13 protein-coding genes are annotated in these 16,953 nt (G+C 56.1%); all 13 read right to left on the bottom strand.

Features of this window, described 5'->3' with window-relative positions:
- Positions 1–52: 52 nt before the first annotated feature.
- Positions 53–838, bottom strand: a complete 786-nt coding sequence (locus ACETPC_RS08045; protein WP_380180403.1) for a PP2C family protein-serine/threonine phosphatase — start codon at positions 836–838, stop codon at positions 53–55.
- On the bottom strand, positions 828–2,585 hold the full coding sequence (gene tagH / locus ACETPC_RS08040) for a type VI secretion system-associated FHA domain protein TagH (RefSeq protein ID WP_380180329.1): 1,758 nt from the start codon (positions 2,583–2,585) through the stop codon (positions 828–830). Before tagH ends, ACETPC_RS08045 begins: the two co-directional genes overlap by 11 nt.
- Positions 2,586–2,811: 226 nt before the next feature.
- A complete protein-coding gene (locus ACETPC_RS08035) occupies positions 2,812–3,294 on the bottom strand; it encodes an Hcp family type VI secretion system effector (protein WP_380180328.1) in 483 nt (160 codons plus the stop codon).
- Positions 3,295–3,471: 177 nt separating this feature from the next.
- On the bottom strand, positions 3,472–4,971 hold the full coding sequence (gene tssC / locus ACETPC_RS08030; protein WP_380180327.1) for a type VI secretion system contractile sheath large subunit: 1,500 nt from the start codon (positions 4,969–4,971) through the stop codon (positions 3,472–3,474).
- A complete protein-coding gene (tssB, locus tag ACETPC_RS08025) occupies positions 4,968–5,510 on the bottom strand; it encodes a type VI secretion system contractile sheath small subunit (protein ID WP_380180326.1) in 543 nt (180 codons plus the stop codon). Before tssB ends, tssC begins: the two co-directional genes overlap by 4 nt.
- A gap of 58 nt (positions 5,511–5,568) precedes the next feature.
- Complete coding sequence (tssA, locus tag ACETPC_RS08020) at positions 5,569–6,606, bottom strand: type VI secretion system protein TssA (RefSeq protein ID WP_380180325.1); 1,038 nt, start codon at positions 6,604–6,606, stop codon at positions 5,569–5,571.
- A gap of 24 nt (positions 6,607–6,630) precedes the next feature.
- Positions 6,631–7,335 carry a type VI secretion system-associated protein TagF gene (tagF, locus tag ACETPC_RS08015; RefSeq protein WP_380180324.1) on the bottom strand — a complete coding sequence of 235 codons (705 nt, stop codon included), beginning with the start codon at positions 7,333–7,335 and terminating at the stop codon, positions 6,631–6,633.
- A 10-nt stretch (positions 7,336–7,345) separates the two neighbouring features.
- Complete coding sequence (gene tssM / locus ACETPC_RS08010; RefSeq protein ID WP_380180323.1) at positions 7,346–10,930, bottom strand: type VI secretion system membrane subunit TssM; 3,585 nt, start codon at positions 10,928–10,930, stop codon at positions 7,346–7,348.
- A 3-nt stretch (positions 10,931–10,933) separates the two neighbouring features.
- Positions 10,934–12,163, bottom strand: a complete 1,230-nt coding sequence (locus ACETPC_RS08005) for a DotU family type VI secretion system protein (RefSeq protein WP_380180322.1) — start codon at positions 12,161–12,163, stop codon at positions 10,934–10,936.
- A gap of 20 nt (positions 12,164–12,183) precedes the next feature.
- Positions 12,184–13,527, bottom strand: coding sequence for a type VI secretion system baseplate subunit TssK (gene tssK / locus ACETPC_RS08000; protein ID WP_380180321.1), 1,344 nt, complete (start codon positions 13,525–13,527; stop codon positions 12,184–12,186).
- Positions 13,520–14,056 (bottom strand): type VI secretion system lipoprotein TssJ, encoded by a 537-nt coding sequence (gene tssJ / locus ACETPC_RS07995; RefSeq protein ID WP_380180320.1) that lies wholly within the window; start codon positions 14,054–14,056, stop codon positions 13,520–13,522. The genes tssK and tssJ overlap by 8 nt, the downstream gene beginning before the upstream one ends.
- Positions 14,057–14,609: 553 nt before the next feature.
- A complete protein-coding gene (gene fbaA, locus ACETPC_RS07990) occupies positions 14,610–15,689 on the bottom strand; it encodes a class II fructose-bisphosphate aldolase (protein ID WP_380180319.1) in 1,080 nt (359 codons plus the stop codon).
- Positions 15,690–15,777: 88 nt separating this feature from the next.
- Positions 15,778–16,938: a phosphoglycerate kinase gene (gene pgk, locus ACETPC_RS07985; RefSeq protein WP_380180318.1), complete on the bottom strand. Its 1,161-nt coding sequence runs from the start codon at positions 16,936–16,938 to the stop codon at positions 15,778–15,780.
- Between the last annotated feature and the right edge of the window lie 15 nt (positions 16,939–16,953).

Genomic DNA, 16,953 nt, shown 5'->3' with positions numbered 1-16,953 from the left:
GGTCTGGCGCCTGAGAAAGAATGAATAAAAGATGCGGGCAGCCGCGCCTGCTTTATGTTCTGAAAGGAATAAATTCTGCCGTTCCGGCCAGCGAGTGCAGTAAAGTAATGTCCGGCGGCGATCCTATCCAGACCGCCAGAGCGCTGTAGTTATCCTGTTTATCGTCGGGCTGCCCGGCGATAATTTGCCGCATCAGGGTCAGCCATTCGTCGGGGGTATTGACCATCTGTAGCGACTGCTCCATCTGGCGCGCCGTTACCCCGTTCCAGAAGCCGTCGGTACAAAGCAGAAAGGCATCACCATCTTCAATTGACGCCACGTCGCTATAGGTGACGCCGCTTACCTCCTCGCTCATTCCCAGCGCGTAATAGAGCAGGTTGCTGTTAATGCCCTCAGTAGAGTGGCCCGCATCACGCATCTGCTGTATCAGGCTGTGATCGGCTGTGACTTCCCGCAGGCAGCCGCGGCGAAACTGATAAAGCCGGCTGTCGCCCGCGTGCACCCACCAGGCCAGTTCGTAATCCCGATCGATAAAGAGTCCTACCAGCGTCGTACCCATGCGGCTATATTCAGCGGTTTCGTTCTGCGCCCGACAAATAACCTGATTTGCCTCGCCAATAAAACCGCGAATGGATTGCGCATTGAGGTGCCGATCTGCGTTGAAACGGTTGAGAATAGTGTTGCGGGCGAGCTTCGCGGCCACTTCTCCGCCAGGAAAACCAGCCACGCCATCGCAAACCAGGAAACAGGCCGAGCGCTGGCCGATCAGCTCGCCGGTCTGATCCTGGTTGCTGGCGCGATCGCCCTGCTTCGATATCAAGGCAATATCAATATTTATCATGTTCCGATCGATTCTGAGAGTCCTTGTACTGGTTCACTTCCATGTCGTAGGCGTGCAGAAAGGCTTCGCCAAACAGGGTATGAAAGTCGTCTTCAATCTCGCCCGCCGTTTCCTGGTAGCGCCGGGTAAAGTGGTCCCAAAAGGCGGCCTTACGGCGCACAGAGAAGTCAAATCGCGCGGCGCGTTTTTCTTCCTGCACTTCCGCCTGGAGCTGCTCCGGATTAAAAGATTGCAGCATGGAAGCGATAATGGCGCGGATCCCGGCGATCATACCAAGCTGATGCGCCTGCAAGTCGATCAGCGCATCGCGCACCGACTGTACCGGCACCATAAAACCCGGCATGCGGCTGCCGTACATTTGCATCAACACCGACTTGCCCGAAGGCAGCAGCTTGAAAGGATTATTGGCCTCGTCCAGGATCACGGTCATTTCCGCTTTCACGCCGCGCTTGAGGATCGAGCGCGAAGAGAGCAGCGCCACCGTTCCCTGTGAGAACATGCTGAACATCTGGCCCAACTGGTAAAGCTGCTCTTTATCCAACTGCGGTACCGGTTGCAGATCGTTCAGTCCCATACCGTCAATCAGCGCCTGCAAAAGTTCGCCCTGTAGCGAAGCGCCTTTCTCGCCATCCTGAGGGGTTACACCAGCCGCGCGGGATGCAGACGGCCGGGCTGGCCCCAGCGGGTCGATACGCAGACGACCGCCATTTGGCCGCTCGGCTTTTTGCGGGATTGCCTGAGGGATGGGTAAAGCGATGCCGCCAAACTCTCTGCCAGCGGCCGCCTTTTCACTGACGCTTTCCGCATCCGGCATACCAGAAAACAGCGGAGAGGCGCTCAGTTCCGCCAGCTCAGGCGAAAGAGTCGCCTTTATAGCGGGATCTCTCTGCGCTGACGGCGCAGCCACTGCGGCAGCCGTGGTTCCGGTTAAAGGCCTGCCACCATTAAGCATTAACCCTAACGGATCGCTGTCGTCGGGCTTAGCGGGGCCGCCGCTGCTTGCTTCGCCAAAGAGCGCTAATGGATCTGGCCTGGCCTGTGGCGCGGTGGCCGACGGGCATTCAAGTGTGGAAGGCGACAGATCGGCAAAAATGCTTTTACCGTCAAACAGCGTCTCGCCGGTAAAAAGATCGTCAGGATTATGGCTTTGGCTTCTGTCCAGTATGCTGTCACCTTCCGGCAGTCGCGACAGCGGATCTTCCGGGTTACGCTCGGGTTCAGCCGCCGCCGTAAGCGGGTTAGCCGTTACGGCTGATGCCGGCTCGGCAGGCCGGGCTACCGGGCTGGCAGCAGGAGCGAACTCCTGTACCAGGCTATCCCAGATTTCTGAAGGTATAGCGCTGGCTGGCTGTTTCACCGCGGCTGCCAGAGCTGGCTGAACGTCTACCGTCCCGGCAGCTATGGGGTGCAAGCTTTCTTCCGGCGGACAGCCAACCGCACTGACCATTAGCCGGTATTCGCCAATGCCGAGCACGTCGCCCCCTTTCAGGACAGCCTGAGCATCCTGCCCCAAAGGGGTATTATTCAGCAGGATCCGGGTAACGTTGCCACGGCTGCTGATGCGGCATTCTCCGTCTGCCGCAACATGTACGATAGCCTGAAAGCGCGAGATGGTGCGGCTCTCGTCCGGCAAGATCAGGTTGTTGTCGCTGCCTCGCCCGATGGTGCCGCCCGGCGGTAAAAAATCGACCCATTGCTGCGGCGGCCGCTGGCCGGGTTTAGCGGTTATTATCGTAAATCTCATCAAGGATACCTGTTCAGGAATAACCGGTTCCTGTACTTCTTTCTGGCTATTATTCCCGGTGGGTAGAGGAAACAGATCGCTTTCCGCTCTGGCAAAATCAGCACGAATGGCCCTGAGCTGTTTATTAAAATGTGTTCAGGGAATTTGTGTGGCCAGGGAATGAAATGAAAACGCTGTTTCTTTTCTTTTTTTAAATAGTGCCTCCCGCAACGGGAGGCTTTTTTACTTAAACTTCTTTGTTGCCTTTAATATCCCAGCCCGCGCTGGTTTCCGCGCCCTTTCCGCCGGAAGCGGACTGCTCCCAGTACTGCTGCTTCACTTTGGAAGCCTGGAAAGCATATCTGACGGCCAGCGCCTCGTTATTAACAGCTTCATCAAACTGTACCGTAGTCACCAGTACGTCCTCCAGCGTAATGCGGGTATATTCGATTTGCGAACCTCCTGCCTTACAGGCCGAAACCTCTACCTTGCTGATATGTTTGCCGCTGGCGCAGGATTTAAGCAACGCGGTAAAAGCTTTATCGATATTCGCTTTAACGATAAGGTCGTTAAAGTTGACTTTGCCGACGCCGCCACCGCCGCCCACAGCCATATTTCCCGGCTGGGAAGCGCCCCAGGTAAAGGAATTAATATCAATCCAGCCGGTGTGATTTGAATCTTTTGATTCTCCCGTCACGCCGTCAACCTTTAAATATGTATCAATAGCCATAGTTTCTACTCTTCTTTAGTTTTGGTCGCTTAAAAAGCGTTGTTATGGCAAACAGGAAAGCGTAACGCTAACTCATCCTTGTTTTACCTTTTCCACCTTCTGAAAACAGCGCTACGGAGATTACTCAGAAGGCCCGATAGCCGGTCAGGGTGACAGGCCAGCAGATTTTTATTGCCGCTATGCCTCGCTGTTTTTCAGCGAAGGCAGTTTGGAAACCAGACGCAGCGACACGGTTAAGCCTTCCAGCTGGTAGTGCGGCCGCAGAAAGAATTTGGCGGCGTAATAGCCGGGGTTATCTTCGATCTCTTCCACCACCACTTCGGCAGCGGCCAGCGGCTTGCGGGATTTAGTCTCCTGCGAAGAGTTCGCCGGATCGCCATCCACGTAGTTCATTACCCAATCGTTCAGCCAGACTTCCATTTCGTCGCGCTCGCGGAAGGAGCCGATTTTGTCGCGCACGATGCATTTCAGGTAGTGCGCAAAGCGACAGCAGGCAAACAGATAGGGCAGACGCGCCGCCAGCCGGGCATTAGCCGTAGCATCGCTGTCGTGATACTGTTCGGGCTTTTGCAGCGACTGCGCGCCGATAAAAGTGGCAAAGTCGGAGTTTTTGCGGTGCACCAGCGGCATAAAACCGTTTTTCGCCAGTTCTGCTTCGCGGCGATCGCTGATAGCGATTTCAGTAGGACATTTCATATCCACGCCGCCATCATCGCTCGGAAAGGTATGGCAAGGCAGATCTTCAACCGCCCCGCCCGACTCGACGCCGCGAATAGCGGTACACCAGCCAAATTCTTTAAAAGAGCGGTTGATATTGGACGCCATCGCGTAGGCCGCATTGGTCCAGGTATAGTTAGCGTGGCTGGCACCCTCGGTTTCCTCTTCGAAATTAAAAGCGTCAACCGGATTAGTGCGGATGCCGTAAGGCAGGCGCGACAGAAAGCGTGGCATCACCAGGCCAAGATAGCGGGCGTCTTCCGATTCGCGCAGGCTGCGCCAGGCAGCATATTCGGTGTTCTGAAAAATTTTGGTTAAGTCGCGCGGATTGGCCAGCTCCTGCCAGGATTCCATCTGCATCACGCCCGGCGAAGCGCCGGTAATATAGGGACAGTGCGCCGCCGCGCCTATGCGGGCCAGCTCGCCCAGCAGTTCGACATCCTGCGGGCTGTGGTCGAAGTAGTAGTCACCGACCAGGCAGCCAAAGGGCTCGCCGCCAAACTGGCCATACTCTTCTTCATAGATTTTTTTAAACAGCGGGCTTTGATCCCAGCCTGCGCCTTTATAGCGTTTTAACGTGCGGCCCAGCTCCTGTTTGGAGATGCACATAAACCTGATTTTCAGCATCTCGTCGGTTTCGGTGTTATTGACCAGATAGTGCAGACCGCGCCAGGCGCCTTCCAGCTTCTGGAAGGCTTCATTGTGGATAATCTGGTTAACCTGCGAAGAGAGCTTTTCGTCTATTTCGGCGATCAGCGCCTGAATAGTCCGATAAGCGTCATCGGTAAAAGTAACGGCGTTTTCAAGCGCCTGTTCCGCCAGCGTTTTTACCGCCTCTTCCACTGCGGTCAGCGTCTGCTCGGTTCTTGGGCGAAACTCTTTGTTTAATAGCGCGCTGAATTCATCCTGGCTCAGCGCGACGGCACTCTGTGTCTGCGCCTGTTTCATAGACGGGCTCATTGGCTATCCTCGCTCTGCGCCTTATTGTTTTTCGGCAGCTGCATCAGCGACTGCATCAGCGCGGGATCCTGCAGGATTTTACTGACCAGCGCTTCGGCACCGTTTTTGCCATCCATATACGACAGCAGATTCGCCAGCTGCGTACGCGCTTCCAGCAGCTTTTTCAACGGCTCAACGTTGCGCGCTACCGCATCTGGCGAAAAGTCTTCCATGCTGTTAAAGGTCAGATCGACAGACAGCATGCCGTTATCGGTCAGGGTATTTTTGCTGTTGAAAGCGACGCGCGGTTTCAGTGATTTCATGCGATCGTCGAAGTTGTCGATGTCGATCTCCATGAATTTACGTTCGTCGACGGCTGGCAGATCCTCTACCGGCGTTCCTGCCAGATCGGCCATTACTCCCATCACAAACGGGAGCTGTATTTTGCGTTCCGCGCCGTAAATTTCCACGTCGTATTCAATCTGTACGCGGGGTGCACGGTTACGGGCGATAAATTTCTGCCCGCTGCGGGAGCTGTTGCCTGCCATGATCTTCTCCATCAGATAATGCGGTAAAAAATGAGTCGCCGGAGCGCGCCCGGCATCGGATATCAGAGCCTCAGCGCTCCTGACGGCCCAAAATAGTTTCCAGCTGCTGCACGCAGTCCGGCGCCAGATCGCGCACGATCGCCATAAAATCCAGGTCGATCGTGCGTAACAGGCGGTCGATCATTAGCGGTGCGGGATGGCTTGGCTCATGACGGATAAAGTACTGCTTTACCTTCTCCAGCATCAGTTGCGCATCCTGCCGCGAAGCCAGGCTGACGCTGCGCCAGTCCTGACTCAGCTGGGGTTCGGTAGCGTCCGCGACAATAGCGGCTGGTGCTCCTGGCGCTGAACGTGCCTCGACCTGCACCAGGGGTGTCGGCAAAGGCGTGGCAGGCTCGGCCTCTGTACTGCTGAATTGCGCCACCAGCCGCAGCGAGCGCATCAGTTGCCTCATTTCAGGCACGCCGCTGCCGCTAAGATGATGCGCCAGGATTTCCTGTAGCCTTTCCAGCTCAGCGATAATCGCGGCTACGGCTGCAACTTCAGGACTACGGCTTTGCGCCAGCCCGGCTGTCAGGCGAGCCCGTCCGCCCGGATAACCCGGGCAATCTGTTTTGCTGCCATCAAGCAGCGCGGCAGCATCGCGTAATGTGATAGTCTCGGCGGCGTTGCGGATTAAGACCGCCTGCCGTACCGCTGTTGATAAGGTAGAGGTGTCGCCCAGCGCGGCCAGCGCGTTGATCCTGAAGAAAGGATCGGCTTCGCCGTCGTACCATAGCGCCGGATAGAGATCGTCCCAGTAGCGCTGTAGCGCCTGGTTTATTAACGCCAGTCCACTTGCGTAGCCAGCCAAACCTTGCAGATGCGTTCGCGCACGGGTCAGCGCCAGCAGCACGCGTAAATCTTTAGTCCGGCTTAGCAGCTCGCTCGCCAGCTTTTCTACTTTGTTCCAGTCGGCAGGCGCGGCCGGAATAATAGTGTCGCCAAACTGCTGCTCCGCTTTGCCGTGGCTGGCCTGCTCCATCGCCAAAAAATCCGCGTCATACTCCAGATTTTCGCCACAGGGAGAAGCTTCGCTCACCGGAGCCAGTAGGGTTTCTGTGTTCATCAAGTCATCCTGACAGGTCGCCGCTTATTCAAGCATGGGTGGATAAAGGCTGTTGCTGCCTGGCCGCCCGCCGCCGCCGGGATTGAACAGCAGGGAAAAAAGCTGTCCGGTCAGGTTGCCACTGTGCACGTGCGTATAAAGCGGATAGCCATCCGCCTGGTTTGTCCACCAGAAACTGCTGTAGCGCTGAGGGGAAAAACAGTTGGCTGCCTGCTGCCAGCTCAGCGTGCAGAAGCTATCGTCGTAGCCAATGATGTCCAGAATGTCCGATTTCGCCGGATCGGGATCGGCCAGCGCCGGCAGTGTTAGCAGCGCCCTGTCCAGCTGCTCCGCCGCATAGCTGTTGCGCATCGCATGCAGCAGCGTGCCGCCCAGGACGCTATACCAGCTGCCCGCTTCCGCCAGCCGCTGGGCAGACCAGCTCTGCACGGTAAAAAACCGCTGCGCGCAAAGCGGGTAGCAGCGCCCTATACTGTCGCGGCCCGGGATAAGGCAGCCCATCTGCACCAGCTGGCTGCCCAGCAGCGGCGGAACCACAAAATTCCACACTGGCGCATGGCTGAACGGGTGCCGGATTTCCTGTCGCTCTACGGCTCTCTGCCAGTTGAGCAGGCCGACCTTAAACCACTGGCCCCACTGCGAAGTCAGCGCTTCCGGAAAACGGCGCCGCAGGAAATCACCCGCGCTGGGCAGCTTGCCGTACCAGCCAATTGTTGAGGCGTGATGCATGATGATTTCCTTAAGGACATGAGAAGCCGGAGAGCTGAAACGGATTACGCATGCTGTTGGGCGTGAACTCCAGCATCACCTTATGACCGTCAACGTTCAGCGTTGCCCTGCGGCTCAGGCTGTGGCTTCCCGCCGTCTGCCGCGCCTGGTCGAAGAAGCGGTTCAGCGCCCATGCGCCGCTGGTGACGCGAGTCGAACTGGTACCGTCAGCCAGCTCCAGTGAAAGCCTGACCTGGCTGCTTCCGCCGCTGCCGGGCCAGTTAATCAGCTGCTGTACCTGCGGGCCGTGGCTGTAGCGCAGCAGTTGACCATCCACATCCAGCGTCATCGCCAGGATTTCGTTATCCATCCCTACCACTCGTACCGTTACGCGATATGAAGGTGTAGTGCCGCCCTGGCTGAAAAAAGCGTCCCGGATGCTTTGCGCCTGCTGGAAGGGCCGCAGCATGCTTTCGCTGCCGGGCAGGGATTTACCGTCGATGCCGGGGATAAACCGCCATTTTGCGCCGCTGGTATCGACTTTTCCCGCCAGGTTTTCCCGGAAAAAGGTATCCATCAGGCCGCTGCCCGGCGCGAACATCTGCGCCAAATCACCGGGCGTGATCTCCGCCCGGGCGTTGCGTAACAGCGGATAACGTCCGGCAATAGCCTGCCGACAGAATCCGCCCAGTTCCACACCGACGCGTTTGCGCACGTTGTTCATTTCGCTTTTTCGGGTATCCGCGCTGGCGCCGATTGCCAGCGCTGTAAGCATTTTTTGCAGCGAGCCCGGCAAACGCCCGGCGCTGGCCTGCAAACGCACGATTGCCTCGCCGTCCGGCGGCGGCATACCGCTGTTGGCCGCTCCCTGCACTGCCGTCAGATAACGATAGAGTTCATCTATCTGCTGGAGAAAAGTATCGAAAACTATCGCTTTACCGCCCTTTTCGCGCGGCTGCGCCAGCAGCAAAAAAGGGGCAAAATGAAAGGTTGCCCGCTGCTCCGGCGTGCGGGCTTCCGCCGCCGTGCTAACGCTGCGCATGCCGAACAGCGAACGTAACGTATTCGCCGCGCGGCTCTCTTCTTCTCGCTCGTCGGCCTGCGCGATGCCATTCATTTCCAGCACCAGATAGTGGCTAAGGTTGAGAAGCAGTTCGCGCAGCGGCGAGTTGTTTTCTGAGAGCAGGCGCGCGCTGTTGATACGCTGCGCAAGGCTGGCGACATTATTGAGTTCAATATCGTCCAGCAGCTCGTCCCACAGGCGAATATAGTCCTCAATGTAATGCTGGCGAACGGCCTGGTTCACCTGCTTTCCCGTCTCGCGGTTGCCCTCCGGCAGCAGCCAGGCATCATCGGCGTGCAGCGCGGCGGTTACGCTGTTAATTTCCTTATCGAAACGATTCCAGTACGCTTCCGGCGTAAAAAGGCCCGGTATCCCTTCGGTAAGCGGCCTGCCGCTTTTGTAGCGGAAAACCAGTTCGCTTTGCGGCCCGGCCAGCATCGCCAGCGAGATCGGCTTCAGGCGTTCATCCTGCATCAGCAGACGTTTCAGGCGTCCATAAACCCGCTCCGCCAGAGAACTGCGCAGGATCAGCTTTTTCTCGCGTGCGATTAGCTCCTCATCTTTCGCAAAAGGCGAAGTCCGAATTTGCGCATTCAGCAGCTGCGCAAGATGTGCATCCAGCTGTGCCAGCTCGCTGCGGGTAACGTTTTGCGGCAGGTCGCGCCGCAGATTGAGCATCAGCCAGGCGTGCAGGAATTTGCCGTCGTAATGCTCAGGCTGGTACAGCATCAGGTATGCTTTCAGCGCTTCGTAGCTAAAATCCGTGTCGTTGCCGTTATCGTTGCGTAGCCAGCTGGCTATTTTCTGCGCCGCCTGCGGCAGCAGCAGCCGCTGTAGCGCTTTTTGGTAAAGAGCTGTGGCGGCGGCGCCTACTTCATTGCCCCGATACAGCCCCATGCGCCAGCTAAGCGGCGGACGACGAATATCGATTTGCTCGCTGCTCGTTAACTGTTGCAAACGATTGAGGTATGGCAACAGCGCAAACATATCGCCAGCGTCGGTCAGCTTCTGCTGCGGCAGCTGCGAAACCCGGGCCGCCACCTCCTCTAGCCAGGCGCGGTTATGACCGTAGCTGGTAAACCAGGCGACAGCGGCGACCAGCAGAATAACGCCCAGTGTCAGGTAGCCTGACCAAATCGCCGCGCGGTTGCGCAATTCCCACCAGCGGTTGCTGCCCGCCAGCCCGGCTTCCGGGAAAATAACTTTTTTCAGCAGGTCGTGCAGGAAGAAGCTTTGCCCTTTTAGCGGCGGAATGGCCGAAAGCGCTTCGCTGTCTTCGTAACCGGTGGTTACTGGACGGGTGATTTGCAAGGCGCGATTTAGTTCGCCCATGACCTTATCGAAGGGTTCACCTTCCTGCGTACCGCTGGCGAAATAAATTCCCCGAGGTGCCAGCGCAACGCTAAAACCGGAGCGGCTAAATATCTGCTGCAGGTAATCGCTTAACCGCAGGCGCAGCGAGGCAAATTCCTGAGGAAACAGGTAGCTTTCGCCGCGTGCTTTACTGTCCCGCTCGCCAGGCAGGACATCGATCAGTCCACTGTTCAGCCGCTGTTGCAGCTGGCCGAACTGCTGGTCAAATGCCGTTTGCAGATCGAAGCGCTCGCTGTTCAGTTCTGCCCAGGGGAAAGTAAATCCCCAGATTTGACTGCGCCCCGCTTTATCAAGCGAGTCAAAGTAAGCGCTGAAGCCTCTGAGCAAATCGGCTTTGGTCACCAGCACGTAGATGGGGAAGCGAATATTCAGCTCTTCGTACAGCTCCAGCAGACGCAGGCGCAAAGCGTTAGCCTGCTGGTGACGCTGTTCAGGGGTCTGGCTCAGCAAATCGGCAATGCTGACAGTGATAATGGTGCCGTTGATCGGCTGGCGGCCACGGTACTTTTTCAGCAGTCGGATAAAATGCTGCCATTCGCTGGCATCCAGCTCGCGCTGGCTTTCCTGGGTGGTGTAACGGCCAGCCGTATCCAGCAGCACCGCCTCGCTGGTAAACCACCAGTCGCAATTGCGCGTGCCGCCGACGCCCCGCAGCGCCGTTTTGCCAAAACGCTCGGCAAGAGGAAAATGCAGCCCGGAATTGATCAGCGCCGTGGTTTTGCCCGCGCCGGGCGCGCCGATAATCACATACCAGGGAAGCTGGTAAAGATACTGGCGGCTGAAGCGGCCGCGCCAGAAGGATTTTACGCCGGCCCTTGTCTCGCCGAAGCGCGCTTTTTTCAGCAGCGTCATGGCCTCGTCAAAGCGCTCCCGCAGCACTCGCGCCTCTTCATCGGACTCTTTATTTTCCTGGGCAACGGCGCGCTGTCGGACATCCAGGTTGCTGACCAGCTTGCGGTTGAGCCAGGCATTATATAGCCGCACCAACAGTTTACCCGTGGCCCAGGCAAGCCAGAGCAGAGCCAGGCAGATAACACGGTTAATTTCTGGCTCAAGGGGCCGATAGTCGCCGATCGCCAGCAGCGGCCCGGCAATCCAGATAACAGCCGACAGCGCGACCAGGCCGAGCATACCCCACAGCATCCGGCTGCAAAGTACGGCCAAAAGCATCTTCAGCATTCCTTAGTTTCCTTGCTGTAAACTCCTGAGCGTCACGTCTGGCGCAACCAGTAATACGATTTCGACGCGGCGATTCCTGGCCCGGTTTTCCGCCGAGTCGTTGGGAGCGACGGGCCAGGCGTCGCCCTGTCCTTCCGCGCTTAAACGCTGCGGCTGGTTAAGTCGGCGCTCCAGCTGCTTCACTACCGACATCGCCCTCGCCAGCGAGAGTTCATAATTTGAGGCGAACCGTGCGCTGCGGATCGGCCGGTTATCGCTGTGCCCAATGACCAGAATATTGCCGCTGACCTGGTTCATGGCACTGGCGATGCGGGCGATAACAGGCTCATATTTTTCCCGCAGGCTGGTGGAGGCGGAGGCAAAAAGTTCGTCGCCCTGCAGCGTCACCACGCTGCGATCCGCTTCGTCACGAACTGACACCAGCCCCTGCTGGATTTCCCGCGACAAAAATCCTTTGAGATCCAGCGCGGGCGGCGCTTGCGGCGCCGGATTAGCAATAGCGGCTTCCGGCACCTGGGTTTGGTAAATCGAGGCCAGCACCGGCGTCGCGGCGTCGCCTAACCGCCAGTTTAAAGTGATATAGAGCAGGCAGGCCAAACACCCCGCGACCGCCGCGACCGCCCATAGTGGGATGACCGGACGCCAGAGCCTGGTCTGCTCCGGACGATCCTCCGCATGTTGCGAAAGCGCCTGCGGATAGCTGCCCCGCACCGAGCGGATCATCTGGTGCAGACGCTGGCGTATGGTATCCAGCTGCGCACGCCCGTTGTCCAGCACGCGATAGCGCCCTTCAAACCCCAGCATTAAGCAGAAATAGATCAGCTCCAGCATAAAAAGGTGATCGCGCGGGTTTTGCGACAGCCTGGCCAGCAGCTGAAAGAATTTTTCGCCGCCCCAGGTTTCGTTATGAAAAGTGACCAGCAGGCCGTTGCCCGGCCAGACATGCTCGCCTCCCCAGGGCGTCAGCGCGGCGGCTTCATCCAGCACGGTGCAAAGGCAATAGCGGGCGCCCACGATCACTTCATAAGAAAGTCCGGCTTTCTGGGCGCGCACTTCAACGCGCTGGATCTCTTCGATCAGCCACTGGCGCAGGCCGGCGGGATCGGGACAGGAGACCAGATGCCGGATCTGTGGAACGACGTTAATTAATGTATTGGCAGCGGCGACAAGGACATTTTCCCGCAGATCGCCTTCCCATGGGGCATCCTCGCCTTTGATAGCCTTATCCTGCATCTTTTGCTCCCTGCTTATGCTCAGGCCGAAACGTCGCGTACAGCCCAAAACGCCATCTCCAGTCCCGGAAACTCACCGGCCAGGTGCAGCGCAAAAGCGCCGGAATGCGCCATTCCATCCCACAGCTCGCCGCCTTTTTCCAGCCGGAAGTAACTGTAGCCCGCATGCCAGGGGATCTGCGGCGGTACGGCGGGCATGGCGTGAAGCGTGATGCCAGGCAGCTGTAGCTGAACCAAATCGCGAATTTTCGCCACGGGCGCGACTTTCATCTGCGCCGGGAAGTTCGCGAGCAGCATTTCGTCCGGTACATCCGCCTTTACCGCTAACACGAAATTGCATTCCCGGATCATATTGGCGTCCGGCACCGTAGCCACGTTCAGGCCATGTGAGCGATCTTCCAGCCTGAGTTGGGTCGCGTTCTCTTCAATAACTATCGACAACCCCTGGCGCAGCAGCAGGATCAGTTCGCTAAAGCACGCTTCTAAATCCTGATGGAGGTAGACCGGTAACCTCTCGGCTTCGCATATGCGCTGCGGTAGATAGCTTTTCAATTCGGTTGCCAGCGAGAGCCAGTGGCAAAACAGCGTTTCGGGATGAAGCTGCGGCAGCTCACGAAGATGCGCCAGCAGGCCGATATGCCGGTTTACCAGCGCCAGCAGCATAAAATCGGCGAAGTCGGCGCGATTAAGACGGCCCGGTTGCTGTATCCTGTTGCCGAAATCTACGCTGCGCTCTGTGAGCAACGCCTGAACGTCGTTAAGAAATTCGAGCAGTCGGGTATGCGCTTTCATGTTCAGCATGGGCGGCACATAGCGTTCGAGCAGCAGCCCATTAGTGTTATTTTTACCTGCAACTTTGCCGATGCCGATAGCCGTCCATTCGGCGCTTAGTTCGCTTTCCAGCATCAGCCGCAGCCGCAACTGGCCGAACTGTACTACGGCTGGCCCAATTGATACTTCGTTATAGTCGTCAATTTCCGCTTCGTAACTCAGCCAGCGGGCCAGCGAATCAGCCGCCGGGCTGAAGATGACTTCTTCACGATCGCCGCGCCTTGCGGGTAGCGCCAGCAGTACCTTTTGCCCTGTCTGGTTATCCGCAATAGTCAATGGCGCCGGTGCCTGCTGGCCATTGCCAAAGGCAAAAGGCGTCCCATCTGGCAAAATGCCGCTGGCGCCGTTCAGGGCGACGCTGCCCAGCCGCAGCATCTCTTGATCGAATTCAAGATGGAAAAAACCCCATGCCCAGCAACGCTGCGCCATGCCCCAGTCGCGTATCAGGCCTGACAGATAGCGTTCAGACTGCTGAAAATGGTGCGGACGAAGAAACATGCCTTCCGTCCAGACCACCTTTGCTGCTTTAGTCATAATCTATTTCCCTGCCAGGCTGGTAGTTACCTGTTTCCTTAATCCGAAGTCCGCCGCCGTCGGCAATAATTTCCGCATTGAATTCATTTGAATTACGCCGCCAGAATTTCAGCAGGCTTTTTTTTGCTGGCGCGGGAAGCGGCAGCGAAAGACGCCATTTTTTGCCGTTCAGCGCTTTATATTCCGCCATTACGCCAATAAATCGGGCATCGGCCTGACGCTGCCCGGTAATTCTTTTATTGAGCTGCTCCGGCAGTAGAAAAAACTGTTCGGAACTGAGTAAAGCATTGCCCAATACTTGCTGAGAATGGCTTTGCAAAGAATAGAAATCGGCCGCCATAAAATCGGCATCTGATTTAAGCAGCAGCACGCGTAGTTTCAGCGGCGCGGAGTCGTTAACCTGCGTGTAGGCGTTGAAATTCAGACTGTAGCGCAAGGGTTCTGGCGCTGAAGACGAAGTGCAGCCCGGCAGTAAAAGGATTAAAAGCAGGAACAGCCTGCGAGTCACTGAGAATACGAGAGAGAACATAATTTCTCCGTGTGCTGCATATAATAATGATTGATTCTGTTTTTTACAAAGGTAGTTAATTACCTACAGCGAATAAACTTATAGCTTTCTGCTGTTTAAGGAAACCACTTATCTCTCCCTGTTAAATAAACAAGTAACACCACTCTTTTATTTATCCTAAAATAGCAACGCTACCGCCCTTAGGTTTCACTGCGCCTAATAATATCCGTAGCTGAAATTTATTACAGACGATCTTACCCGGCGAAAATATTTTTTCAACAAAGACAGAAAACGTTCTGGCGGCGTCAGTTTTTTATTGATGAGACGATTCTGAGTAAAAAACTATTTCTGCTTTATTTCTAAGAAATCTCCTGGAATAATCAGGAATAACGGCAGCAATGTATGTAAACAGAAATATATAAAATGTGTTTTTTATAAAAATAGATTATTAAGAAATTTCTTTTCTGCATTACATTGCGAGTATGGGTGGATTGTTTAGTATTAATGAATAATTAAAAAGGCGTAAAAAAAGGCCCATGATAAACATGGGCCCTTGAGATGCTGGTTAATCAGCTTACAGCACGTCTACCGCGTTCAGCTCTTTAAACGCCTGCTCCAGACGAGTAATCATAGAGGTCTGGGCGGAACGCAGCCATACGCGCGGGTCGTAGTATTTTTTGTTCGGCTTGTCTGCGCCTTCCGGGTTGCCCAGCTGGGCCTGCAGGTAGCCTTCGTTCTTTTTGTAATACTGCAGGATGCCGTCCCAGGTTGCCCACTGGGTATCGGTATCGATGTTCATTTTGATCACGCCGTAGCTGATAGACTCTTCGATTTCGGCAGCGGAAGAACCGGAACCGCCGTGGAAAACGAAGTCCAGCGCGTTGTGCGGCAGGTTGTGTTTTTTAGTCACATATTCCTGAGAATCGCGCAGGATGGTCGGGGTCAGCTTGACGTTGCCTGGCTTATAAACGCCGTGCACGTTGCCGAACGAAGCCGCGATGGTGAAACGCGGGCTGATAGCGTTCAGTTTTTCATAAGCGTAGTTAACGTCTTCCGGCTGGGTGTAAAGCGCGGAAGCGTCCATATGGCTGTTGTCCACGCCGTCTTCTTCACCGCCGGTGCAGCCCAGCTCGATTTCCAGCGTCATGTTGATTTTCGCCATGCGCGCCAGGTATTTGCTGCTGATTTCGATGTTTTCTTCCAGCGACTCTTCAGAAAGGTCGATCATATGGGAAGAAAACAGCGGCTTGCCGGTTTTTTCGAAGTGGGCTTCGCCCGCGTCCAGCAGACCGTCGATCCACGGCAGCAGTTTTTTCGCGCAGTGGTCGGTGTGCAGGATAACCGGCACGCCGTAATGTTCCGCCATCTGGTGCACGTGGTGCGCGCCAGAGATTGCGCCCAGGATGGCTGCGGCCTGCGGCTTATCGGATTTCAGGCCTTTACCCGCGATAAAGGCGGCGCCGCCGTTAGAGAACTGGATAATAACCGGCGCTTTAACCTTAGCGGCGGTTTCCAGTACGGCGTTGATGGAGTCGGTGCCGACACAGTTAACCGCTGGCAGGGCGAATTTGTTCTCTTTTGCGACTTTGAAGATTTTCTGTACGTCGTCACCGGTGACAACGCCTGGTTTTACGAAATCAAAAATTTTAGACATGTTTTTTGTCCTGTTTCGTCGGCAGTGGTAAAGATTTTGCGCCTTATGGGCAAATCATTCAGGCGGAGGCAGCCCTCCGCCACAGAGGTTACTGTTTCGCGCGCTCTTCCAGCATGGCAACCGCCGGCAGTTTTTTGCCTTCTACAAATTCCAGGAAGGCGCCGCCGCCAGTAGAGATATAGGAGATTTTATCTTCAATACCGAAGAGGTCGATGGCAGCCAGCGTATCACCGCCGCCTGCGATAGAGAATGCGTCGCTGTCGGCGATGGCTTTCGCGACAATTTCGGTGCCTTTACGGAAGTTCGGGAACTCAAAGACGCCAACCGGGCCGTTCCACAGGATAGTTTTGGCTTCTTTCAACAACTTAGCCATCGCCTGAGCAGTTTCGTCGCCGAAGTCCATGATCTCTTCGTTATCCGCTACTTCGCTCACTTTCTTCACGGTAGAAGGCGCAGTTTCAGAGAATTCCGTGCCGACGCGGGAGTCAGTTGGCACCGGGATTTTGTAGTCATCGCGCAGTTTTTTCGCCGCGTCGACGAAATCTGGCTCATACAGAGACTTACCAACATTGTTGTCGATAGCGACAAAGGTGTTGGCGATGCCGCCGCCAACAATCACCGTATCGGCAATTTTCACCAGCGAATTCAGCACGTCAAATTTAGTGGAAACTTTAGAACCCCCGACAACGGCCACCATTGGGCGAGCAGGTTCTTTCAGGGCTTTACCCAGCGCTTCCAGCTCGGCCGCCAGCAGCGGGCCAGCACAGGCCACAGGAGCGAATTTGCCTACGCCGTGGGTAGAGGCCTGGGCGCGGTGCGCGGTGCCGAAAGCATCCATTACATAGACGTCGCACAGCGCGGCATATTTCTTCGACAGCGCTTCGTCGTCTTTTTTCTCGCCTTTGTTAAAGCGGACGTTTTCCAGCACCACCAGCTCGCCTTCTGCAACTTCAACGCCGTCCAGGTAATCTTTAGCCAGGCGCACCGGCGAAGAGAGTTTTTCTTTCAGGTAGTTTACTACCGGCAGCAGAGAGAACTCTTCGTTGTATTCGCCTTCGGTCGGACGACCCAGGTGAGATGTGACCATTACTTTCGCTCCCTGCTTCAGCGCGGCCTCAATGGTCGGCAGCGAAGCACGAATACGCGCGTCAGAGGTAACTTTGCCCTCTTTAACCGGCACGTTTAAATCAGAACGAATCAGTACGCGTTTCCCGGCAAGATCCAAATCGGTCATTTTAATTACAGACATGGTGAGTCCTCTCGT

This window comes from Pantoea sp. sgz302252 (assembly GCF_042610525.1).
Taxonomy (GTDB): domain Bacteria; phylum Pseudomonadota; class Gammaproteobacteria; order Enterobacterales; family Enterobacteriaceae; genus Erwinia.
The sequence above is the reverse complement of the archived record's forward strand: the minus strand, read 5'-3'. Positions and strand labels throughout refer to the sequence as shown.